This window comes from Proteus terrae subsp. cibarius, from assembly GCF_011045835.1.
Classification (GTDB): domain Bacteria; phylum Pseudomonadota; class Gammaproteobacteria; order Enterobacterales; family Enterobacteriaceae; genus Proteus; species Proteus cibarius.
The window spans coordinates 343,646-367,674 of the sequence record NZ_CP047349.1; the positions used below are offsets into that span (position 1 = coordinate 343,646).

Here is a 24,029-nt window from a genome sequence, read left to right on the forward strand (position 1 = left end):
AATTAATAAATTATTTTTACTGAGCTTTTTCGGCAATAATCTTCGTAATCATCCGTTAATTTTCTATCTGTGATCACAACATCAAACTGAGCTAAATCGCCCATATTGCCTGTCGCTGTTTCATCAAAATAGTGATATTTGGTGAGTAAGATCTTACGAATAGATTTATCCATCGCTTTTTTCTTCATATAAAGATCGTCGATGTTATAACAGGTAACGCCAAAATCGAGATGAACACCTTCAGCTGAAATAAAGGCTTTCTTAGGATTAATGTTATCGAGATAAGAAGGTTGAGTAGGATTGTAGAAAGAATCACTTTTAGGACGATATTCACCTCCACAAAGTAATACAGTGGCATTTTTTTTCTGGCTTAATGCCCAAAATACGCGATGAGAATAACAAATTCCGGTGAAATGCAGGTTATCGGGAATAAGTTCAATCAGTGTAGGAATAAGTTGTCCATTATCGAAAAAAAGAACATCGCCATCAGAGACCATACCTGCGGCAAGATTAGGAATATGAAGTTCTTCGGTTTGATCTGGCGTAATAATATTAGAGGATGTTGAAATTAATCCTGAATGAGGCTGGGCTAATGCAACAACATAACCACCTAATAATGACATCGGAAAAGGGTTTTCGGTGTCAGAACTCAGGTCGCGCCTAATTGTCATTTCAGAAACTTCAAGGATCCTCGCGGCGTCTTTAAGATGTATGCGACCTGAGCGTTTAATACATTCACTGAGGCGGCGCAAACGTTCGTGCTGTTTGGTCTCTATCACCGAAGGATCCTTGTGTTATCGAATAGCGTACTCCAAGAAAATATACGCTAAATAATTAGTAGTTTGATTCAGGTGCATCTGAATCTGTTGCGATAGCGACACTTGCGCTAGCACCGATACGTGTTGCACCTGCTTTGATCATGTTTAATGCTGTTTGACGATCGCGAACACCACCTGATGCTTTCACGCCCACTTCATCACCCACTGTTTTACGCATTAATGCAACATGATGTTCTGTGGCGCCCATTGTACTGTATCCTGTTGATGTTTTCACAAAATCAACGCGGATCTCACGACACATTTCACAAACTAAACGTACTTCGTCGTCAGTTAATAAGCAAGTTTCTAAAATAACTTTCAGAGTTGTATTACCACAAGCTGCTTTTACTGCTTCAATATCTTGTTTTACGAAGTCTAAACGACCACTTTTTAACATACCGATATTGATAACCATATCGACTTCTTGTGCGCCTTGACGAATAGCTTCAGCCGCTTCAAACGCTTTTGTTGCTGTTAAACCAGCACCAAATGGGAAGTCGATAACACAACATACTTTTACATCACTTCCTTTAAGGCAAGTTCTTGCTAAAGGGATGTAAGAAGTGTTAATACAAACAGAGAAAAAACCATGTTCAGCTGCTTCAGCACACAATTTCTTGATTTGTGCTTCAGTTGTATCTGCAGCAAGAAGGGTATGATCGATATAATTAGCTAATGGACGCATTGTATATTCCTTAATAAGAAGATTGTTATTTATCACTCATGTTAGTTTGGCAACATATTAGTGCGGTTTTAACGAGATAACAATCACAAATGATATTTAAATAACATGATACTGTTATATATCTATCAGAATGTCACTATTTTAACATTTATACATTTCACATAAGAGTAAGAGGCGCTATGGATATCGCAGTGATTGGTTCAAATATGGTGGATTTGATCACCTATATAGATAGGATGCCAAAAGAAGGGGAAACCCTTGAGGCGCCGGCATTTAAGATTGGTTGTGGTGGTAAAGGAGCAAATCAAGCGGTTGCTGCTGCTAAATTAAATTCGAAAGTGATGATGTTAACAAAGGTTGGCGATGATATTTTCGCGGATAACACCATCATGAATTTAGGATCTTATGGCATTAATACACGCTATGTTGAAAAAGTGCCCGGTACAACAAGTGGTGTTGCACCTATTTTTGTGACTTCCCAATCATCAAATAGCATTTTAATTGTTAAAGGGGCTAATCAACATTTGTCACCAGAAGACATTGATAGAGCAACAGATAGTTTGAAAAAATGCAAAATAATTGTCCTGCAATTAGAAATCCCACTTGAAACGGTTTATCACGCTATTGAGTTTGGTAATAAACACCATATTCCTGTGTTATTTAATCCAGCACCCGCTTCAAAAGCATTAGACCTTACTATTGCTGCCCGTTGTGACTTTTTTGTTCCGAATGAAACAGAGCTGGAAATTCTGACGGGTATGCCAATCACCACAATGGATGAAATTCGCGAAGCTGCTTGTTCTTTGCTACACAAAGGTTTTAAGAATGTCATCGTTACATTAGGTGAGAAAGGGGCATTATGGATGAATGGCAAAATTGAGAAGTACATTCCTGCCATCGAAGTTGATGCAATAGATACCAGTGGAGCGGGCGATGCCTTTATTGGTTGTTTCTCTCATTATTATGTTCACACCAATAATATTGAAGAAGCATTAAATAAAGCGGTGATGTTTTCAGGTTTAAGTGTTGCGGGAAAAGGCACGCAATCTTCTTATCCAAGTATTGAAGAATTTGGGCAGTTTTTGTCACAGGCAAAGTAATATCCTTTTTCATAATCACTCCTTTCTATTCTCTCAGTTATCTAACTCGTAAGATGATTGAGAGAATTTATTTTAAATCAATAAATTAAATTATCTTTTTGATTGCTATTAAATTTTTCTCTACAAAAAAAGATCTCGTATTATGTGATTTATTTCACACCATCATGACAAATATGATTGAAATACAATTTCATTGAATGTAATTTAAGTTGAAATTTGGTTTCATTAAGGTTGTTGTGATGAAAGAAGATGCATTGAGCGAATGTCTTAAAAATGAAAGCAATCAAGAAACAGCACAGTTTTCTGAATTAAGCGCTTTAGAGTTGGTCACGCTTATCAATAGTGCAGATATGACTGTTGCCAATGCCGTTAAAAAAGAATTACCGGCTATCGCTAAAGTAGTAGAAAAAATTACCGAACGTTTGCAAAAAGGTGGGCGTATTTTTTATGTCGGCGCAGGAACAAGTGGCCGATTGGCGGTATTAGACAGTGCGGAATGTCCTCCTACTTTTGGTGTATCTCCTACATTAGTTCAGGCGATTATTGCAGGCGGTCATGATGCAATGCTAAAAGCAGTCGAAAATATTGAGGATAGCCAAGAAGCAGCAATTGAAGAACTTCAACGTCGTCATGTCGGTGATAAAGATGTGGTTATTGGCATTGCTGCAAGCGGTCGTACCCCCTTTACTGTCGCGGCTTTGCAGTATGGTAAAAAGCTAAAAGCGTTGACCGTTTCCATTACCACTCGTGGCAAAAGTATGATGAGTGACATTGCTGACTTATCTATTGCACCAGATGTGGGCGCAGAGGTGTTAACAGGCTCCACAAGAATGAAAAGTGGCACAGCTCAAAAAATGATTTTGGGTATGTTAAGCACCAGCGTAATGACTAAGCTTGGAAAAGTGCATAAAAACCTGATGGTGGATGTGATAGCGAGTAATGAGAAATTACAACGTCGTGCTGAAGGTATTGTCAGCGAAGTTTGTGGAATTTCAAATGAAAGAGCCAGAACACTGTTACAAATGGTTAATTATCATCCTAGAAAAGCTATTTTAATGTACGAACTTCACTTGAGTGTGGAGAAAGTCGATCAAATTACACAGCAATATTCTTATCACTCGCTCCAACAGCAACTTGCACTATTTAACGAATAACAATATGAGTAAACACTCTGAACTTTAGCAGGCACATATATGGCTAATAAAATAGAACATCTCGACACGTTAGCAATAGAAATAGAAAAACACGCTGGTGGGTTTCAAAATGTGGCAACCCTAACACATTGTATGACCCGTATTCGATTGATTTTAAAAGATAGCTCGCTATTTGATGCGGATGCTTTAAAACAAGTCGAAGGCGTTAAAGGTGTTGTATTTAATGGCGAACAACATCAAGTGATTGTAGGAATGGGAACTGCGGCAAAAGTTTATTCCATTATGAATAAGCGTATGCAAAATAGCTCTGTAAGTAGTGAAGATGAGCCTGCGTCAACACCAGTGAAAAAAGGTTTCTCCATTCGCCGAATGCTAAATACATTAGCGGCTATTTTTGTTCCGACAATTCCTGCTTTAATTGGTTGCGGTTTGATTATGGGGCTAATTAATATTATCCGTTTAGTCGCACCGGGCTTAGTTGAGCAATTCCCTGAGCTATTTAAATTATTCAAATTAATTGGTAGTACGGTATTTGCCTATCTCTCTATTATGATTGGGATAAATACAGCTAAAGAGTTGGGAGCATCAACCTCGATTGGTGCAGTAATGGCTGGATTATTAGCCATGCCGGGGCTTGCTGATATCACCTTATTTGGTGAAAAATTACAGCCAAACAGTGGTGGTATTTTTGCGGTATTAATGGTGGTCGTGTTCTCTTCAAAATTAGAATTATGGTTCCGTAGTATTGTTAAAGAGAGTCTCGATCTTATCTTAACACCGTTTGTGACTATTTTAGTCTCTTCACTGGTAGCGATTATGATATTCCAACCAATTGGTCATTATCTTAATCAGTTATTAGCACAAGGCGTTTCACTATCACTTTTAAATCAAGGTGGTGGCGCAGTTGTAACGGGAGCCGCATTAGGAGGTAGTTTCTTATTCTTGTTATTAACTGGCTTGCATCAAGGTTTAATTCCAATCCATACCGAAATCTTAAATACGTTTGGTTTAAATTACCTATTCCCTATTTTAGCTATGGGTGGAATGGGGCAAGTAGGCTCTTGTTTTTGGGTTTACTTACGCACTAAAAATCAACGTTTAAAGAAAACATTAATGGGTGCATTACCTGTTGGTATTTTTGGTGTCGGTGAGCCTTTATTATTTGGTGTTTCTCTTCCATTAGGAAAACCGTTTGTCGCGGGATGTATTGGTGGCGCTGCTGGTGGTGCATTAATGGCCTATTTCCAAGTCGGGATCATTATTCCATTTGGTACTGCTGGGTTATCATTAATTCCGTTAGTTGGTGATGGGCAAATTATTAAATTCCTGATCGCAGTATTAGGTGCATGGATTGTCGGTTTTATTGCCAGTATGCTAATGGGATTTACAGATCCAGAGAAATAAGTCAGAAATAAAAAGGATAACAGAATGTCGACACTGACCAAAAAGCTTGAAAGTTTGCTAATACAAGGCAAAGGCACAGAACAACGTATTGCTCATTATTTATTAGAGAATAGTGAGAATATTGCCAGTATGAATGCCGCTGATCTGGCACTTAAAGCAGGTGTAAGTAGTGCTTCTGTTATCCGTTTCTCTCGTCAAATGGGATATCGCGGTTATCCTGAATTTAAAATTGATTACCTTTCAGAAGAAAAGCAACAAAAAAGTAGTGGCGATATTCTTTATGGCAATCTTGCGAAAACAGATTCGACAGAATTAATTATTTCCAAAACAGGACATTTGTTTACCAGCGCTATTTCAGATTCGTTGGCTTTGTTAGATCCCAATACCATTGATGTGTTAGCTGAGAAAATGGTATCAGCAAAACGTATTGTATTGTTTGGTATTGGTGCATCATCGGTTGTGGCGAGTGATATTTTTCATAAATTAATTCGTGTAAATAAAAACACGTTATTTAGCCCTGATCTTCATGCTCAACTGGCTTATTCCGCTAATTTATCTGCTGATGATGTTGCTATTGCTGTCACGGCAAGAGGAAATACGGCAGATATTAATCGAATGCTGAAATCAGCAAAAGATGAGGGCTGCTTAACGGTGGCATTAACGCGCTTTGGGCAAGATGAAGCAACGCGTTTATCTGATTATACGTTGCCTTATTTTTATGACGAACAGCACTCTCAATTAGGGGTGATCACGCCACAAGTTTTACAAATGGTGGCTTTTGATGTGCTATTTTTTAAATATATGACACTGGCGAATGAGTCAGCAGAAAAAGCCTTATTAAAAGGGCGAGAAGCTGTTATGCAAGGAAATCAATAATGTTACTTATCACTACATTAGCGGTGGGTGCGGCTATTGGTTTAGTTATAAGTACGACGGGGGTCGGTGGTGGTGTTATTGTTTTACCTGTATTGACCTATTTCTTTGGCATGAATGCGTTAATGGCAGTGGCAACAGCTAATTTATTATCTATGTTGATGAAAGTCACTTCGTCTTATATGCATTTTCGCCTTGGAAATATTCCCTTTAAAAGGGCGATGATTGTATTAGGAATAATGCTACCAAGTACCTTTGGGGCCAGTGTTTTAGTTAATTATTTAGGTTCGTTAGAGCAGTATCAGCAACAAGTTGAATGGGGAATTAATGCACTCGTCGTCAGTGCTATTATTTTTTCTCTATTTCTCTTTGTGCAGAGAATGTTTTTCTCATTACCTCCGGTTGTCGTTGAAAATACAGCGTTAGCGCCTTTAAATATAAAAGCACTATTATTTCCTGCAATTGTAGCAGGTGTTGTTTTAGGTGCAACAGGAGTGGGTGGTGGTGTGGTTGTATTACCGTTATTGCTACGTTATGCAAATCTCTCTATAAAACAAGCTATTGGTACTTCTATATTTACCACAACATTGTTATCGGGATCTTCAGCACTCGCCTATATGCAAGATGGGCATACAGATATTCATTTGGCACTGTTGTTATTTTTAGGCTCGTTGATCTCTATTCCGCTGTCTAAGTGGTTATTAATCAGAATGCCTGACAGGGTGTTTCAGTATGCAACTTTGATCTTAATTATTTGTAGTGCCGTGATGATGTTAGCTAAATTATTCTAGTATTAAAATGTGTCATTAATGTTAATTATTAAAGTGTATTTAAATAATAGCCAAATAAAAATAATTTTTTTATTGGCTATTTTTCTATTATCTTATTAATTTAATTGAAGTCATTTTTAATATAAAAGCAATTGTCCACTTTTTATTTGTGTGTTAATGGAATGTGTTTTTTATAATTTATTTTTACTGATATATGGTTTTTATCGTAAATAGATAATTGAGATGATAATCACATTAAAGTTAATTCCTATATGTTTCACTGTAACCCTCATTTAATACCTATAAGTGAAGGTACTAGTATTATGGAAAATAATAATAGGAAAACACCTCATATTAGACGTATTGCCCACATTATGATGTATAAACAACGTCAGTGCTTCCATTTCTCTGTTTTTAACGGATAAACCCTCTTTCTATGCTCTAAAAATATAAAGCATACTTCTTAATAATCTAGGTTATTGAGGAAGGTTCTCTATTTTTTAAATAAAAAAATATTTTTTAACTCTATTATTATCAGAATAATTAGGAGATAGGATTATTATGTCTATTAATATTAAAGGTAGAAGTTTTTTAAAATTACTCGACTTTTCATCAGCTGAAATTCAATATTTATTAAAGCTTTCTAAACATTTTAAATCATTAAAAATGGCGGGTATTCCTCATCGCTCTTTAGAAGGTAAAAATATCGTTTTATTATTTGAAAAAACCTCAACGCGCACACGTTGTGCCTTTGAAGTTGCGGGTTATGATTTAGGAATGGGAGTCACTTATCTTGATCCAGGCTCATCACAAATGGGGAAAAAAGAGTCTATTGAAGATACTGCGCGCGTGTTAGGGCGTTTCTATGATGGTATTGAATATCGTGGTTTTGATCAGTCATTAGTTGAAGAATTGGCAGCAAAATCAGGAGTACCTGTATGGAATGGTCTTACCGATAAATTCCATCCAACTCAAATGTTGGCGGATATGCTGACAGTTGAAGAAAACTTTGGTCATTTAAAAGGGCTTAAGCTGACTTTCTTTGGTGATGCTCGCAATAACGTTGCTAACTCTTTAATGGTGGTTTGCGCGAAATTAGGCTTACATTTTACCGCATGTGGTCCAGCATCTTTAATGCCAGAAGAGCAACTTGTGAAGGAATGTCGTGCAATCGCGGCTGAAAACGAAGGCTCTATTACATTGACAGAAGATATTGAGAAAGGGGCAAAAGACGCGGATGTTCTCTATACCGATATTTGGGTGTCAATGGGTGAGCCAGACAGTGTTTGGGATGAGCGAATTCGTTTATTAAAATCCTATCAAGTTAATGAATCTATGATGAAAATGGCAAATCCTCACGCTATTTTCTTACACTGTTTACCTTCATTTCATGACCGCTTAACAACTATTGGTGAAGATATTTATCAAAAATTTGGCTTGAGTGAAATGGAAGTGGCAGACGGTGTTTTTGAGTCTCGCCAATCAAAAGTTTTCGACCAAGCTGAAAACCGTATGCATACCATTAAAGCCGTTATGTTTGCGACGTTAAGCTAAAGCAAGGAGTTAACAATGCCTAAGAAGGTATTTATTGCTTTAGGGGGAAATGCACTGGGCAGTACGCCACTAGAGCAAAAGCAGATAGTGCGGAAAACCGCAAAGCCGATTGTAGATTTGGTTGAGAAAGGCTACCAAGTCATTATTGGTCACGGAAATGGTCCGCAAGTTGGGATGATCAATTTAGCTATGGATTATGCATCGCAACAGAACATTGGCACGCCTTATATGCCATTTGCTGAATGCGGTGCTATGAGTCAAGGCTATATCGGCTATCATCTACAACAGGCTATTAATGACGAATTATGTACGAGAAATCTGAATAAAAATCATGGTTGTGCGACCATAGTGACGCAAGTGGTTGTCGATAAAAACGATCCTGCTTTTTTATCACCCATAAAACCAATTGGCGCGTTTTATACTCAACAACAAGCTGAGGCTATCCAAAAAGAGCATGGTTTCCACTTTATGGAAGATGCAGGACGTGGATATCGTCGAGTCATTCCATCACCCAAACCGTTAGAAATTGTGGAATCACCGATTATTAAACAGTTAGTCGAACGCAATATTGTGGTGATCACGGTTGGCGGAGGTGGTATTCCCGTTATTCGAAAAGGAGAGTTATTAGAAGGCATTGATGCTGTTATTGATAAAGATAACTCTAGCGCTAAATTAGCTGTCGAATTAAAAGCAGATATTTTATTAATATTAACGGCTGTTGATAAAGTCGCTATTAATTTTAATAAACCAGAGCAAATGAATTTAGATAAATTAACCCTTTCTCAGGCTCAAGAATATATTTCTCAAGGGCAATTTGCTAAAGGAAGCATGTTACCTAAAGTCGAGGCTTGCCTTAATTTTCTAAAGGAAAGTGGTAAAGGTGTACAAGCGATTATTACTTCTTTAGATAATGCATTATCTGCTTTAGAAGGAAAAACAGGTACAACAATTATTTCTGATTAATATCATAATTATCATCATTCTAAATTTAATTCTAAAAATAAACACTGCCAGTTAGATATTATTTCTACTGGCAGAGTTACCTCTTATTTAAGTCGAGGACGCTTATGAAACTTAAAAAGTTTGCGTTTCCGACCGCATTTACTATTTTATTTGCAATTACAGTAATTGTGGTTGGCTTAACGTGGATTATTCCAGCTGGCGAATATCAACGATTAAGTTATAACTCAACAGAGCCATCATTAGTGGTTGCGAAAATAGATGGTTCTCATGAAGTGTTACCTGCAACTCAAGCCACATTAAATGATTTAAATGTCTCCATTGAGATTGATAAATTCACGGATGGGACAATTAAAAAACCGATAGCGATACCAGGAACCTATGAACGTGTAGCACAGCAACCCAAAGGGATAATGGATATTACCGAAAGTATGGTGAAAGGGACGATAGAGGGGGCTGATGTTATTGTTTTCATTCTTGTCTTGGGGGGACTTATTGGGGTTGTTAATAAAACTGGCGCATTCAATGCAGGTTTAACAGCATTGGCAAATCGAACCAAAGGTAAAGAGTTTTTAGTGGTATTTGGCGTCACGATTATATTATCTATAGGCGGGACAAGTTGTGGGATCGAAGAAGAAGCTGTAGCCTTCTATCCCATATTAGTGCCTATATTCTTAATCTTGGGTTATGACGCGATTGTGTGTGTCGGGGCTATTTTCCTTGCCTCTTCGATGGGGGCAGGGTTTTCAACTGTAAATCCGTTCTCAGTAGTTATTGCATCAAATGCTTCGGGGATCAGTTTTATTGAAGGGATCGGCTTTCGTACTATTGGGTTAGTCATTGGTACGATTGGTGTTTTGGTTTATTTATATTGGTATTGCAAGAAGATCAAAAAAGATCCGGCTTTCTCTTATAACTATGAAAATGCCGAGAGTTTTAAACAGCGCTTTTTAAGTAATTACGATCCTAATGAGATATTAGAATTTTCGTGGCGTCGTAAAGTGATCCTCTGCTTATTTGTTGCTGCTTTTCCTATCATGGTTTGGGGCGTTATGGATATGGGCTGGTGGTTCCCACAAATGGCGGCTCTTTTCCTTGCTATCGCTATCATCATAATTTTCCTTTCTGGATTAAAAGAGAAAACAGCCATTGATGGATTTATTCATGGGGCTTCTGAACTCGTTGGCGTTTCATTAATAATTGGTTTAGCGCGTGGTGTTAACCTTGTGATGGAACAAGGTAAAATTGCCGATACTATCCTTGAGTTTATGTCTCATATGGTTGCAGGAATGCCACCAAGCCTATTTTTATTAGCACAGCTCGTTGTTTTTATCTGTCTAGGTTTTATTGTTCCTTCCTCTTCAGGTCTTGCGGTTTTAGCGATGCCAATTATGGCGCCATTAGCTGACGCAGTTGGTGTTCCTCGTTATATGGTGGTATCAGCATATAACTGGGGGCAATACATTATGTTGTTCTTAGCGCCTACCGGGCTGGTGTTAGCGACATTGCAAATGCTAGATATTTCCTATAACAAATGGCTTAAATTTATTATGCCGATGGTGATATTTATGTTTGTACTTTCGGCTACATTACTCTTGGTTCAAGTTGCTTTTTTATAAAATTGAATTGATGTGTTTACGTAGATAAAAGGATTTTTAGTTATTCTGTAATGTGAAATTAATCTAGTTTTTTATGCTGCAATCAGAGTTATTTTTTGATTTTTACTAGAAGTGATCTATCTCTCGTTTTTAGTGGTGATAAAAAATAAACCGAAAAAAAAGGTTGTTAATTTGTAGAAGTTATGTTTTTTTAAATATAGATAACACGTAAACACATCATTAAATTAATTGATAGGTAACCCATGATCATCACTACTCTACTACAAAGCCTACGACTAACAGCGCACATCGCGGCTGTGGTTGTCGTGCGTGTGGTGGTGGTCGTCGGCAAAGCGCCGTAACGGGTCCGAATCAACACAGTTTCGAAACCCCGCCGGCACACTAACCGGGCGGGGTTTTTCTTTTCTACCTGCCCATCAAGTCCGGCTTAGAACAAAGGACAGATAAAAATGGGTGATCAACAAGAAAACGCCACAACAAGTAGAACGTTTACTGGTGCGCAATTAATCGTTTATTTACTGGAACGGCAAGGTATTACAACAGTTGCTGGGATCCCCGGTGGTGCAGCGCTTCCGTTGTATGATGCATTGAGCCAAAGTAAATCTATTCGACATATCTTAACTCGCCATGAACAAGGTGCCGGTTTTATTGCACAAGGTATTGCTCGTGCAAATGGTAAACCTGCTGTTTGTATTGCTTCGAGTGGACCGGGTGCGACAAATTTAGTGACAGCTATTGCCGATGCTAAACTGGATTCTATCCCTTTGGTTTGTATTACAGGTCAGGTATCTTCAGCGATGATCGGAACTGATGCTTTCCAAGAAGTTGATACTTACGGCATGTCTATTCCAATTACTAAACATAACTATTTAGTTCGTGATATTGCGGACTTACCTGACATTATTTGTGATGCGTTTCGTTTAGCGATGTCAGGAAGACCAGGCCCTGTTTGGGTTGACGTACCAAAAGATATTCAGCAAGCCAAAATTACATTAGAAGCGTTACCGCCTATTCCACATAAAGATCCTGTTCCCGCATTTAATACTGATTTAGTGATACAAGCAGCGCAGATGATTAATCAGGCTAAAAACCCTGTTTTATATTTAGGTGGGGGGATCATCAGCTCTGAAGCATGTAAAGAAGCAATTGAATTAGCAGAGAAAAACAACCTGCCAACAACCATGACTTTGATGGGGTTAGGATTAATGCCACCTTCGCATCCACTGTATTTGGGGATGTTGGGTATGCATGCGACTCGTAGCACCAATTTTATTTTAGAAGAAGCCGATCTGTTGATTGTATTGGGGGCTCGATTTGACGATCGTGCCATTGGTAAAGCTGAGAAGTTTTGCCCTAATGCCAAAATTATTCATGTTGATATTGATCGCGCTGAAATTAGTAAGATCAAACGCCCTGATATTGCGATCCACGCCGATGCAAAATCAGTGTTATCACTGTTATTACCATTGATTAATACAAACAAACGTAATGAATGGATAGAGCGCGTTACGACACTGAAACAAGAATATCCATTAGAGATGAAAAACTCTGAAAACATCTTAAGTGGTTATGGCATCGTATTAGCGGCTGCAAATTGTGTTGATGATGATGCCATTATTACGACTGACGTAGGGCAACATCAAATGTGGGTAGCACAAGCGTATCCGTTAAATCGCCCTCGACAATGGTTAACGTCTGGCGGTTTAGGTACGATGGGATTTGGTTTACCAGCAGCAATTGGTGCCGCATTAGCTGAGCCAGATAAGAAAATCCTCTGCTTCTCAGGGGATGGTAGCATTATGATGAATATTCAAGAATTTGCTACGGCGGCAGAGCATCAATTAGATATCAAAATTATTTTGATAAATAATCAGGCGTTAGGATTGGTTCACCAACAACAAACGCTGTTTTTTGATGAGCGCATTTATGCTGCGGCTTACCCTTACCAAACAGATTTTATTCGTATTGCACAAGGTTTTGGTTTAGATACCTGTGACTTAAATCAGGAAGCGGATCCTGCGAGTGCACTGAAAGCAGCGATTGAAAAACCGGGTCCGTGTTTAATTCATGTAATGATTGATATTCATGAAAAAGTATTTCCAATGGTACCGCCAGGGGCGGCAAATATTGAGATGATAGGAGCTTAATTTATGTCACAACAATCACAACCTATCGCGCTAGAATTAATTGTTCGCAACCATCCCGGTGTTATGACCCATATTTGTGGGTTATTTGCTCGTCGCGCATTTAACGTCGATGGTATTTTGTGTTTACCAATGAAAAATAGCGATAAAAGCCGGATTTGGCTATTAGTGCAAAAAGATGATCGTCTAATGCAGATGGTGAGTCAGGTAGAAAAGCTTGAAGACGTAAAAGAAGTGAGATTCAGCGACGATTTACGTGTTTTTGAGCAAATGGAAAGTTATTTAAATTAATGCAAATTGGCTCTCTCTTTAATAATTTAAGAGAGAGCCAGAATTTTATGAGTGTATAAATTTATTCTGTTTTAGTGGTGATTTTCTTCAAGATGTTGTCTGTCTTCACATTCCATCTGTAACGTAATATGGTTGATATGGAATTGCTCACGAAGTTGTTGCTCAAGGTGAATTCTGAGTTCTTCATGATTGGCATTAGGTTGATAAACGATGTGCCCACTTAAAATAAGTTTACTTTGTGTGAGTGCCCATAAATGCAAATCATGAGAGCCCACAACATCAGGGGTATTATTAATTGTTTCAGTAACCTGAATAAGATCGATACCGCGAGGCACGCCCTCAAGTAAAATATTCAGACATTCTTTAAGTAGTACCCAAGTTCGTGGGAAAACCATAAAACCGATTAACACGGCAATTATAGAGTCAACAAGCTCCCAACCTGTAAACCAAATAATGGCCGCTCCAATAATTACGCCAATTGAGCCCAGCATATCAGCCCAAACTTCTAAGTAAGCCCCTTTTACATTAAGGCTTTCATCCTTTGTGCTGGTGAGTAACTTCATTGAAATCAGATTAACAACAAGACCTATTGACGCAATGATAAGCATACCAACAGATTGAATATCAGGAGGCGAAGATAAGCGTTTATAGGCTTCATATAAAATATAGAAAGCGACTGCCATTAAAATAAGTGCATTCATGGTTGCTGCTAATATTTCAAAGCGTGCATAACCATAAGTTCTAAAAACATCAGCGGCTTTTCTGCCTGCATGAATAGCTATCAGTGCAAGTAAAAGCGCGAAAGCATCCGTCATCATATGCATGGCATCGGAAATTAATGCCAAGCTACCAGTTAAATAACCGCCAATAAATTCGACTAACATAAATGATGATGTTAAGCCGAATGCAATTAATAATCGCGACTCAGGTAGTGTTTTTACGTCCGCATGTTCATGATTTCCACTCATTGAAGTTCCTTATTATCCGAATAGCATTATTAAAAACATAGCTGAAAATAAAGAAAAATAAATTAGATAAAGGGAGAATTTCTAGACAACTTGAAGCGAATACAGAGACATTAAATGAAGGAATATTGATAGTTAAGCTCACACGATAATTAAAACCAAAATGATTTACTAATTATCGTGCGGGTAATAAAGCTAGAGTAATAAATTGATTAAGGACGATGGTGGTAATGTTGTTGATTTGGGCTAGACATAATCACAGAAGCGCGCAAATGTCCTTCTACACAAATATAAGAGTGGGGGGCATTACCATGAAAAGCGTAAAAATCACCGGTTTCTAATAAAACCGTTTCGTCGTTATCAAAACGCATCATTAATTTACCAGAATAGACCATGATGTGTTCTTGAGTACCATCAGCGTGAGCAGGGCTATTAATAATCGCGCCGTGCTTCATTTCGATATGCCAAATCTCAGTAATATTGCCGATACCAATACGGAATTTAAACTCTTGAGCATAATCACCAACGATAGGTTTATGTCGTTCTAAACGTGGGTACTCTTCACGCGTAAAACTAAATAGATCTCCCAGAGGAAAGCCAAGCGCTATCGCGATAGCCTCTAAGGTATCGATTCTAGGATTAGAATCACCTGATTCTAATTTTGACAATGCAGCCTTGGATATTCCCGATTTTCTTGATAACTCATTAAGTGACAAGTTTCGAGATTGTCTTAATTGTTTGACTTTATTACCAAGGTATTCATTCGTTTTTTTAGGAGGTTGTGGGTTCATTGCCAATTCAAAATATCGTTAGTTTAAAAGTGTCATTCCGAGTAGATAATAACACTAATTAACCGTATTCGGAAAAATGAGATCCTGTTTCTGCTGTATTTTGTGAATCGTCTTACGATCACTGTTCGATTTTTAGTAATTACGCTAATATCCTTCAATAAATGATAATTATTCAAGGTTTATTATGATGGACTTGCTTAGTTGGTCTGATCTTTTTATTTGCCTACTTACCTTATTTTTTGCTTACGTTATTTTCGGTATGGCTGGGTTTGGATCGGCGTTAATTGCTGGCCCAGTATTAGCACTTTTTTTACCTCTTTCAATGATAGTGCCTTTATTGGCATTAATCGATTTAAGTGCCGCCATAGTGAATGTTTTAAGAGATGGTAAACAGGCTGATTTTAAAGAGATACGCTATCTTATCCCGCTTATTATTATTGGTAGTCTTGTCGGTGCGACAATTTTATTAACCACACGACCTGATTTACTCTCTCTTCTTTTAGGTATCTTTGCCGCTTGCTATGCAATCTATGCACTATTTTGGAAAAAACAAGAAAGCCAATTTTCCCAACACTTAGTTTATCCTTTTGGATTAATCGGCGGTGTATTTAGCGCGTTGTTTGGTAGTGGGGGATTTTTATATGCGATTTACTTGTCAGGCAGAATTGCAGACAAAAATAAGTTTCGCATCACACAAACCACGTTGATCGGTTTTAGTACATTAACGCGAGTGGTAATTTTCTTATTTGCAGGTATTTATTGGCAATTAGATATTCTTAAGTTAGCGATTATTTTCTTACCTGCTATGTTTGCTGGCGTGTGGTTAGGGCGAAATTTAACATTACGGATGTCAAAAGCACGATTTATGAGTGTGATTTATACCATTGTATTGGTATCGGGTACTGTGCTTATCTACCGTTATTTTTCTTAAGCTTTGTAGGACAAATGACGGTGAAGTGAGAATATTGTGAAAGGCAAAGATCTTCGTGAGTCAAATGGAGATCTTTCTCTGATTTATATTACTTTTTAAGCATGTTTATCTATTTCTTATCCCCTATAATACAACAATATTTTATTTAACCTCCTTCCTTTTATTACAGAGGTTTCTGTTATTCACAGAAACAAAATAACATGTCACATCAAAATTATCGCCAATCTGAAGTTTTTGCGATAACAACTATCACGGTAAGTATTGGTGTTATCGGGATTGTTATCGGATTAACTATTCCTATGGTTGCACTACGCCTCAATTTAGTGGGCATTAGTGAATCTATTATTGGGCTTATTTCCGCCGCGCCAGCTATTGGGATGTTAGTTGTTTCACCTTTTGCTCGTCGTATTGTGCAATGGGTTGGTAAACGCTTTGCGATGCTATTAGCAACCATTGTTTCTGCAATCAGTTTATTACCCTTAATGGGAAGCTTGCCTCTGGAGCTGTTATTTCCTTTACGATTAATCACTGGTATTGCCAGTGGTGTGATGATTTGTTTAGGCGAAACGTGGATTAATGAGCTTTCACCAGATAATAAACGTGGGCGAATTTTAGCGGTATATACCACCGTATTTACCATCAGCCAGTTATTAGGCCCTTCAATTATTGCGCTATATGGGGTCGCAGATAAGACACCTATTTTAATTAGTGTCTTTATTCATATTATCTCTATTGTCCTGTTTTTAATGATGGATCAGAAAACAGGAGATAAATTACCGAAAGATACGCAAGCGCCTAATTTCTCTATTATTCGCTTTGTTAAAGTTGCACCTGCAATCTGTGGCGGCATTGTTTTCTTTGCTTTTTTTGATGGTACCGTACTTTCAATGTTTCCTATTTATGGCCTAAGTGTAGGGCATACTGAAGCCATTGCAGCCATGATGATAAGCGCTATTTTAGCCGGTGACGCCATTATGCAAATGCCGTTTGGCTGGCTTGCTGACCACATGAACAGAACACGGTTATATCGAATTTGTGGTGTAGTGACTTTACTTGCCAGCTTATTATTACCGATCACGATGTCTCATACATTCTTGATTTGGCCTTTATTACTGGTGCTGGGTGCAACAGCGGGTGCGATATACACCATTGCGTTGGTACAAATAGGGCAATATTTCTCAGGTAATGATCTGATGGTCGCTAATGCGTCAGCTGCGATGTTATGGGGAATAGGTAATTTATCAGGGCCTTTGCTAGCAGGCGCATTGTCAGAAATTTCTTCATCTTCATTACCATTTTTATTGGTTGCCATGACCGGCTTATTCTTAGTATCAACGATGGAACGTTGGAATCTAGGCGTTGAAGCACTCAATAGTAGCTCATCTTAATATCATTTTTTCTCTATCGTATTCCATTTAGGGTGTTAGGAGTGCGATAGAGGAAACCTCTCTTTTCTTGATTTCTAAATATTTAACTTTATCTTATTGTTTTTTATGAATGATTATAATTATCTTTCGTAATTGTACTTATTTTAAAATTTATTAAGAATAATCTAGAAATACCTATATTGAATAGAAAGTAAGTTGCTAAAACAACGTTTATTAATCTAACGTTAGAAGTAGAAGATGACATTATCTTCAGATAAAAATAACGAATACTGCAAACCATTAATCGCCACACATAGGGAACTTTCGGTATTATTTATCTAAGCAACTGATTAAAGTGACTAATAATAGATAAATATACCTATTTATTATCTTAATTGAAATAAATTAAATAAAAACAATTAATTAAGTTAACTTTCTACTGTGAGATAAGAATGATATTGGATGATTGTACAAAAGTAGAATGATGAGGAAAGTAGGCAACTGCTTTCCTCTTTTTCTTTTTTTCTGACTTTAAACTATCTTTTTATGACATTTTTATTAAAAATGTATTTTTTCGCTTGATTCTTACCCTAAAAGCACCAGATAATCGTTTGCGTCAAATTCTCTCACTCAATCCACACGAAAAACCAAACGTTTGCTTTTGACTCCCTCTTAAGATTTTTATCAATAAGAGGTTATTTTAATTGATACGTAATCGTTTTCGTTTTTTGGAGAGTGAACCGTTTTTATGTCAGAGGAATGTAATGTCTGCTAATCAATCAGCAAGCACAGGTAAACTGGATAGCTATTTTAAACTTACAGCTCGTGGTACAACTGTTCGCAAAGAAATGATCGCCGGTTTGACGACATTTTTGGCGATGGTGTATTCCGTGATTGTTGTTCCTAGCATGTTAGGACAAGCCGGTTTTCCACATACCGCAGTTTTTATCGCAACCTGTTTAGTCGCGGGATTGGGCTCTCTTCTAATGGGATTGTGGGCAAATCTTCCTATGGCAATTGGTTGTGCTATTTCATTAACCGCATTTACCGCTTTCAGCTTGGTCTTAGGACAAAACATCTCTGTGCCTGTAGCTTTAGGTGCCGTGTTTTTAATGGGGTGTTTATTCACTGTATTCTCGTTAACCGGCATTCGTACTTGGATCTTAAAAAATATTCCAATTGGTATCGCACATGGTGCGGGAATAGGGATAGGGCTATTTTTACTTTTAATCGCAGCAAACAGTGTTGGATTAGTGGTGAAAAACCCATTTGATGGTTTACCTGTTGCAATGGGGAAATTTACATCATTCTCTGTTCTTATGTCACTTGCAGGATTAGCCGCTATTTTCGGATTAGAAAAACGTAAAGTACCGGGTGGCGTGCTATTAGTGATTGTGGCTATTTCTATTATTGGTCTTATTTTTGATCCTAATGTGAAATATCAAGGCATCTTTAAAATGCCTCAATTAGGTGAAGATGGGCTTTCTCTATTGTTTGCGATGGATATTAAAGGTGCCTTACAACCTTTAGTTTTACCAAGTGTTCTTGCGTTAGTGATGACTGCGATTTTTGATGCAACAGGGACTATCCGTGCCGTTGCCGGTCAAGCAAACTTATTAGATAAACGCGGACAAATTATTAATGGCGGAAAAGCACTAACTTCTGACTCTGTCAGTAGTATTTTTGCGGGTGTGATTGGTGCAGCTCCTGCTGCGGTTTATGTTGAATCAGCCGCAGGAACAGCCGCTGGTGGTAAAACAGGATTAACCGCAACAGTGGTTGGTATTTTATTTTTATTGATCCTTTTCTTATCGCCTCTCTCTTATTTAGTTCCAGCCTATGCAACGGCACCTGCGTTAATGTATGTAGGTTTATTAATGCTAGGTAATGTCACTAAGTTAGATTTTAGTGATTTCGTCGATGCAATGTCAGGCATGGTATGTGCTGTATTTATTGTTTTAACATGTAATATCGTCACAGGCATTATGTTAGGTTTCGGCTGTTTGGTGATTGGTCGAGTATTCGCTGGTGAATGGCGTAAACTCAATATTGGTACAGTGTTAATTACTATTGCTCTAGTGGCATTTTATGCGGGTGAGTGGGCTATTTAATTAAAATAATCGGTTTTAAAGACAAAAGGCGGAATATATTTTCATTCCGCCTTTTTGCTATTTATTTATCTACTTTTATTCGCTATTGTCGAAATTAAACCTAGTAATTAAATAGTTGGTAGAATATATGCAAGAAATAAAAATACGCCACGGTGAACCTGACGACGCATCAGCAATTCAACAGTTATATACTCATCCTGATTTATATATTTGCACTTGCCAATTTCCTTATCCTTCAGTCACGATGTGGAAAAAAAGATTACTTGAATTTTCAGAACAAAATATTCCTAACTTTGTAGCAACTATCGATGGTCAAGTTGCAGGACACTTAGCACTGATAATCGATAATCACCCTCGTCGTCGCCACATTGTCAGTTTTGGTATCGGAGTTGGCGCTGAATACTCCGGGAAAGGTGTCGGTAAGTTACTTATCAATACAGCAATTGATTATGCTTTCAATTGGCTAGCAGCCACACGATTAGAATTAGAAGTGTATTCAGACAATGAAAGAGGTTTGCATCTCTACAAGAAGTTAGGCTTTGAAGTTGAAGGTGTACGACGTAAAGCCGCCTTTAGAGAGGGTAAATATTGTGATGTTGTTATGATGTCGATGTTAAGAACAATTGAATAATCATTAGCATTACGAGTTAGCTCTCAAATTTAATCGCTATTGTCATTTATCTATTATTTTTTATTTAATAGCTTATCATTTTACGTTTTTATACGGTCTATTACATTGCTTAGACTGAAAAAGAGAAATAAAAACGTATGCTTTCTATAATTAATGCCGTTAATAAATAGGGAGTAATAAATTGTATACAATGTGCGGTACTAGATACGATTAGTCTTAATTTTTAAATATTCTCACAGAGTCTGTGTGGGATCTGTTTAAAATAAGCGTGGATGCATAGATAGAGATACAGAAAGAGATGATGCGCAAATTTTACATAATGTGTTTCTTTATCATTCGGTAGGTTTTCCTTATTACAAGGAAAAGATGATAGGTTTTCAGGATAAAAATAGGCATGTAAGGGTAACATGGAAATTTTCTTTACTATTTTGATTTTAATACTGGTGGTTTCAGTTTCGGGAGTTATCACAAAATTAATTCCCTTTCGAGTTCCGTTACCATTAATACAGATTGTGATAGGGGCTTTATTGGCATGGCCTCAGTTTGGCTTACATGTCACTTTTGATCCTGAATTATTCCTCGTTCTATTGATCCCACCTTTGCTTTTTGTTGATGGTTGGAAAACACCAACACGAGAATTTATCCAAAATGGGCGTGAGATTTTTATTCTTGTGCTTGTTTTAGTGATGGTGACAGTCGTTGGTATCGGTTATCTGATTTATTGGATGATGCCAAGTATTCCTCTTATTTCTGCATTTGCATTGGCAGCCGTACTTTCGCCAACGGATGCTGTCGCACTTTCGTCTATTGTCGGCAAAGGGCGAATACCTAAGCGAATAATGGGTATTTTGGAGGGTGAAGCATTAATGAATGATGCTTCAGGTCTGGTTGCCTTGAAATTCGCTGTTGCTGTTGCCATGGGCACAATGGTGTTTACTGTTGGTGGCGCAACGCTAGAATTCTTTAAAGTCGCAGTAGGGGGATTACTCGCAGGTATCGGTGTCACCTTGCTTTACAGTAAATCTCTACGATTAATGAGCCGTTGGAGTGGAGACGATCCTGCTACACAAATCGTCTTTATGTTACTGCTGCCTTTTGCCTCTTATCTTATTGCAGAACATATTGGTTTTTCAGGTATTTTAGCTGCTGTTGCTGCCGGTATGACTATCAGTAAATCAGGCGTTATTCGCAATGCACCTCTTGCAATGCGTTTACGTGCTGACAGCGTGTGGTCAATGCTTGAATTTGTCTTTAACGGCCTTGTTTTTATCATGCTTGGCTTACAACTTCCTATTATTTGGACAAGCTCTGTTATTCAAGCAGATCTTGACCCTGAAGTTGAAGTCTGGATGTTGTTTGCAGCAGTTTTCGTTATCTACTTTGCCTTGTTGATCCTGCGATTTACATGGTTATGGCTAATGAAAAAAATTAGCCGGATCTTTATGAAAAAGCATCCACTCGATTTCGCTAATTATACAACACGTGAGTTGTGGTTATCGTCATTTGCGGGTGTTCGTGGTGCTATTACGCTTGCAGGTGCGCTCTCTATTCCACTATTTTTAACCGATGGCAGTACATTCCCGGGGCGTTATCAAATTATCTTTATTGCTGCTGGCGTTATTTTACTGTCGATTTTAGTGGGTATTATTTCTCTTCCTTTCCTATTAAAAGGCGTGAAAGCAACCGACAAAGAAGCTGATAAAAATGAAGTTCGTTATGCACGTAAAGTGATGGCTGAAGTAGCAATTGTCAGCCTGAATAAAATGGAAGAGCGCTTAGCAGCAAGTACAGAAGAACAGTTAGATGCTGAAGAAATTAATGAAGTTGCTTCGCGTGTAACGGGTTACCTAAGACGTAGAACCGCTGATCAAGATGAAATGGTTCATAACATGTTAGAAGAAGATCTCGAAAGGCGTTTTCGTCTAACGGCTTTACGCGCTGAACGTGGTGAGCTTTACCATCTAAGAGCAACACGAAAAATCAGTAATGAAACGCTCCAATTATTGCTACATGAATTGGATTTAATGGAAGCGTTGTTAGTAGAGAAAGATAATTAATTATGTGGTTGCTCGTTATTACAACCCTATTGTGGGCGGCCTCTTTTAGCCTGATTGGCGAGTATCTCGCCGGTCAGGTTGATAGCTGGCTCTCTGTTTTGATCCGTGTTTCTTTGGCGGCTTTGGTCTTCTTGCCTTTCTTACGCTGGAAGGGAATTCGCTTTAAGGTGATTTTGCTTTATATGCTCGTGGGGACTTGCCAACTCGGTATTATGTATCTGTTTGTCTTCCACGCTTATAACTATTTGACTGTTGCTGAATTTTTACTTTTTACTGTATTAACACCGCTTTATGTCACGCTAATTTATGATTTATTAGAGCGTCAGAAATTACGTTGGGGCTATGCATTTAGCTCATTATTAGCGGTATTAGGTGCGGCAATTATTCGCTATGACCATTTAAGTGATGATTTTTGGTATGGGTTGTTATTAGTGCAACTAGCTAATATTTTCTTTGCCATTGGTCAGGTGGGTTATAAACGGTTAATGGAAGTGCATCCTATTCCTCAACATCATGCATTTTCTTGGTTTTATCTTGGTGCAGTTGTGGTTTCATTAGTGGGTGCATTGTTTTTTGCCGATTGGCAGAAAATGCCAACAACATCGCTACAATGGGGTGTTTTGCTCTGGTTAGGAATTGGCGCTTCTGGAATAGGGTATTTCATGTGGAACTATGGTGCCACACAAGTTGATGCTGGAACCTTAGCTATTATGAATAACATGATGGTTCCAGCCGGGTTATTAGTGAATTTCTCTATTTGGCAACAACATCCAAATTGGCCAAGTTTCATCATAGGCGCGAGCCTGATTGTTGCATCACTTTGGATCCATCGACGCTGGATACGCCGACCTGCTTTACAAAAGGAAGATTGTTAACAGCGTGCTGACCTGATAAGCGAATAAACTCTCGGATTGCTGGTTGATGTTGCTCTCCACTACGGTTAGCAGCATATAACCGGCTCCATAATCCCTCACCTAATGTTTTTGTAACAACTAATCCTTGTTTCTCAAAATTCTCAACAGCCCAATGAGGTAACGCAGCTATTCCCATACCAGCTGCAACCATTTGAATTAATAACAACGTATTATCGACGTGTTTAAAATGTGGAGTGATCCCAGCAGGTTGCAAGAAATGGCGCCATACATCAAAGCGTTCTCTTTGTACGGGATAAATAAACAGGGTTTCTGCAATTAAATCTTGTGGCTGAATATGTAAGCGATTAGCCAGAGGGTGGTCTGGCGATAAAACTAATTTCACTTCATAGTCAAATAACGGTGTGTAATGTAAACGAGGATCATCCAAGATATCGGAGGTTAGCACCACATCTAATTCACGCTGTAATAATGCAGGTTGTGGATCAAATGTCACCCCAGAATGAAAATCAACCGTTACTTCAGGCCATGTTTGACGATATTGCTGTAATGCAGGCGTTAACCATTGAATGCAACTATGGCATTCGATAGCAATATTCAAATTCACACTACCCGGCTCATTACACGCTTCAATCGCCCTACGAACGATAGGCAATACTTCTTCAGCTAATTTAACGAGCACTTCCCCTTGTGAAGTAAAGCGCAGTGGTTGGCTTTTACGTACAAAAATTCGATAACCAAGACGATGTTCTAATTCACTAAATTGATGTGATAGAGCCGATTGCGTTTGATGCAATTGATTTGCTGCATTAGCAAGAGAGCCTGTGTGCTTCAATGCTAAGATCGTTTTTAAATGTTTTATTTCTATCATGAGAAACCTTCAGGTTGTTGATGAAAAATTTGCGCTTGTGATTTATACACTACCTGTAGAT

The 24,029-nt window shown here is 38.0% G+C and carries 23 protein-coding genes; 18 read left to right on the plus strand and 5 right to left on the minus strand.

Annotation, left to right across the window (positions count from 1 at the left end):
- Positions 1-2: 2 nt before the first annotated feature.
- A complete protein-coding gene (locus GTH25_RS01715; protein WP_075672242.1) occupies positions 3-779 on the minus strand; it encodes a DeoR family transcriptional regulator in 777 nt (258 codons plus the stop codon).
- Between the two features lie 55 nt (positions 780-834).
- A complete protein-coding gene (gene deoC / locus GTH25_RS01720) occupies positions 835-1,503 on the minus strand; it encodes a deoxyribose-phosphate aldolase (RefSeq protein ID WP_075672244.1) in 669 nt (222 codons plus the stop codon).
- Positions 1,504-1,682: 179 nt separating this feature from the next.
- Between deoC and rbsK the strand changes: the two genes are divergently transcribed.
- The 12 genes from rbsK to ilvN all read left to right on the plus strand — a co-directional run bounded on the left by rbsK (position 1,683) and on the right by ilvN (position 13,372).
- Entirely contained in the window at positions 1,683-2,603 is a 921-nt protein-coding gene (gene rbsK / locus GTH25_RS01725) for a ribokinase (RefSeq protein WP_075672247.1), read from the plus strand.
- 239 nt (positions 2,604-2,842) lie between these two features.
- Positions 2,843-3,757: an N-acetylmuramic acid 6-phosphate etherase gene (murQ, locus tag GTH25_RS01730; protein WP_075672249.1), complete on the plus strand. Its 915-nt coding sequence runs from the start codon at positions 2,843-2,845 to the stop codon at positions 3,755-3,757.
- 39 nt (positions 3,758-3,796) lie between these two features.
- Positions 3,797-5,161, plus strand: a complete 1,365-nt coding sequence (locus GTH25_RS01735) for a PTS transporter subunit EIIC (protein WP_075672251.1) — start codon at positions 3,797-3,799, stop codon at positions 5,159-5,161.
- A 24-nt stretch (positions 5,162-5,185) separates the two neighbouring features.
- Complete coding sequence (locus tag GTH25_RS01740; RefSeq protein WP_075672253.1) at positions 5,186-6,037, plus strand: MurR/RpiR family transcriptional regulator; 852 nt, start codon at positions 5,186-5,188, stop codon at positions 6,035-6,037.
- The gene (locus GTH25_RS01745) at positions 6,037-6,825 is read left to right on the plus strand and encodes a sulfite exporter TauE/SafE family protein (protein ID WP_164530284.1); all 789 of its coding nucleotides are present in this window, start codon (positions 6,037-6,039) and stop codon (positions 6,823-6,825) included. Before GTH25_RS01740 ends, GTH25_RS01745 begins: the two co-directional genes overlap by 1 nt.
- Positions 6,826-7,127: 302 nt before the next feature.
- Positions 7,128-7,229: a leader peptide SpeFL gene (gene speFL / locus GTH25_RS19320; RefSeq protein ID WP_109372621.1), complete on the plus strand. Its 102-nt coding sequence runs from the start codon at positions 7,128-7,130 to the stop codon at positions 7,227-7,229.
- A gap of 136 nt (positions 7,230-7,365) precedes the next feature.
- Positions 7,366-8,358 carry an ornithine carbamoyltransferase gene (gene argF, locus GTH25_RS01755; RefSeq protein ID WP_088493920.1) on the plus strand — a complete coding sequence of 331 codons (993 nt, stop codon included), beginning with the start codon at positions 7,366-7,368 and terminating at the stop codon, positions 8,356-8,358.
- 15 nt (positions 8,359-8,373) lie between these two features.
- On the plus strand, positions 8,374-9,321 hold the full coding sequence (gene arcC / locus GTH25_RS01760; RefSeq protein ID WP_164530285.1) for a carbamate kinase: 948 nt from the start codon (positions 8,374-8,376) through the stop codon (positions 9,319-9,321).
- A 104-nt stretch (positions 9,322-9,425) separates the two neighbouring features.
- Positions 9,426-10,937, plus strand: coding sequence for a YfcC family protein (locus tag GTH25_RS01765; RefSeq protein WP_075672261.1), 1,512 nt, complete (start codon positions 9,426-9,428; stop codon positions 10,935-10,937).
- 242 nt (positions 10,938-11,179) lie between these two features.
- The gene (ivbL, locus tag GTH25_RS01770; RefSeq protein WP_071788573.1) at positions 11,180-11,278 is read left to right on the plus strand and encodes an ilvB operon leader peptide IvbL; all 99 of its coding nucleotides are present in this window, start codon (positions 11,180-11,182) and stop codon (positions 11,276-11,278) included.
- Between the two features lie 108 nt (positions 11,279-11,386).
- The gene (gene ilvB, locus GTH25_RS01775; protein WP_075672263.1) at positions 11,387-13,084 is read left to right on the plus strand and encodes an acetolactate synthase large subunit; all 1,698 of its coding nucleotides are present in this window, start codon (positions 11,387-11,389) and stop codon (positions 13,082-13,084) included.
- Between the two features lie 3 nt (positions 13,085-13,087).
- Entirely contained in the window at positions 13,088-13,372 is a 285-nt protein-coding gene (gene ilvN, locus GTH25_RS01780; RefSeq protein WP_069368073.1) for an acetolactate synthase small subunit, read from the plus strand.
- A gap of 71 nt (positions 13,373-13,443) precedes the next feature.
- Here the strand turns inward: ilvN and GTH25_RS01785 are convergent, their stop codons facing one another.
- Both GTH25_RS01785 and GTH25_RS01790 read right to left on the minus strand, forming a co-directional pair.
- On the minus strand, positions 13,444-14,340 hold the full coding sequence (locus tag GTH25_RS01785; RefSeq protein ID WP_075672265.1) for a cation diffusion facilitator family transporter: 897 nt from the start codon (positions 14,338-14,340) through the stop codon (positions 13,444-13,446).
- Positions 14,341-14,549: 209 nt separating this feature from the next.
- Positions 14,550-15,128: a helix-turn-helix domain-containing protein gene (locus GTH25_RS01790; protein ID WP_069368071.1), complete on the minus strand. Its 579-nt coding sequence runs from the start codon at positions 15,126-15,128 to the stop codon at positions 14,550-14,552.
- A gap of 184 nt (positions 15,129-15,312) precedes the next feature.
- Between GTH25_RS01790 and GTH25_RS01795 the strand changes: the two genes are divergently transcribed.
- From GTH25_RS01795 to GTH25_RS01820, 6 genes are all read left to right on the plus strand, one after another.
- A complete protein-coding gene (locus GTH25_RS01795) occupies positions 15,313-16,059 on the plus strand; it encodes a sulfite exporter TauE/SafE family protein (RefSeq protein ID WP_109419207.1) in 747 nt (248 codons plus the stop codon).
- Between the two features lie 200 nt (positions 16,060-16,259).
- A complete protein-coding gene (locus GTH25_RS01800; protein WP_075672269.1) occupies positions 16,260-17,447 on the plus strand; it encodes an MFS transporter in 1,188 nt (395 codons plus the stop codon).
- A 743-nt stretch (positions 17,448-18,190) separates the two neighbouring features.
- The gene (locus GTH25_RS01805) at positions 18,191-19,537 is read left to right on the plus strand and encodes an NCS2 family permease (protein WP_075672271.1); all 1,347 of its coding nucleotides are present in this window, start codon (positions 18,191-18,193) and stop codon (positions 19,535-19,537) included.
- Between the two features lie 127 nt (positions 19,538-19,664).
- Positions 19,665-20,168 carry a GNAT family N-acetyltransferase gene (locus GTH25_RS01810; protein WP_075672273.1) on the plus strand — a complete coding sequence of 168 codons (504 nt, stop codon included), beginning with the start codon at positions 19,665-19,667 and terminating at the stop codon, positions 20,166-20,168.
- 407 nt (positions 20,169-20,575) lie between these two features.
- Complete coding sequence (locus GTH25_RS01815) at positions 20,576-22,225, plus strand: Na+/H+ antiporter (RefSeq protein WP_099660254.1); 1,650 nt, start codon at positions 20,576-20,578, stop codon at positions 22,223-22,225.
- Between the two features lie 2 nt (positions 22,226-22,227).
- Positions 22,228-23,100, plus strand: coding sequence for a carboxylate/amino acid/amine transporter (locus GTH25_RS01820; protein WP_164530286.1), 873 nt, complete (start codon positions 22,228-22,230; stop codon positions 23,098-23,100).
- Here GTH25_RS01820 and metR read toward each other — a convergent pair.
- Complete coding sequence (gene metR / locus GTH25_RS01825; RefSeq protein ID WP_075672279.1) at positions 23,015-23,968, minus strand: HTH-type transcriptional regulator MetR; 954 nt, start codon at positions 23,966-23,968, stop codon at positions 23,015-23,017. The two genes, GTH25_RS01820 and metR, sit on opposite strands and share 86 nt — an antisense overlap.
- Between the last annotated feature and the right edge of the window lie 61 nt (positions 23,969-24,029).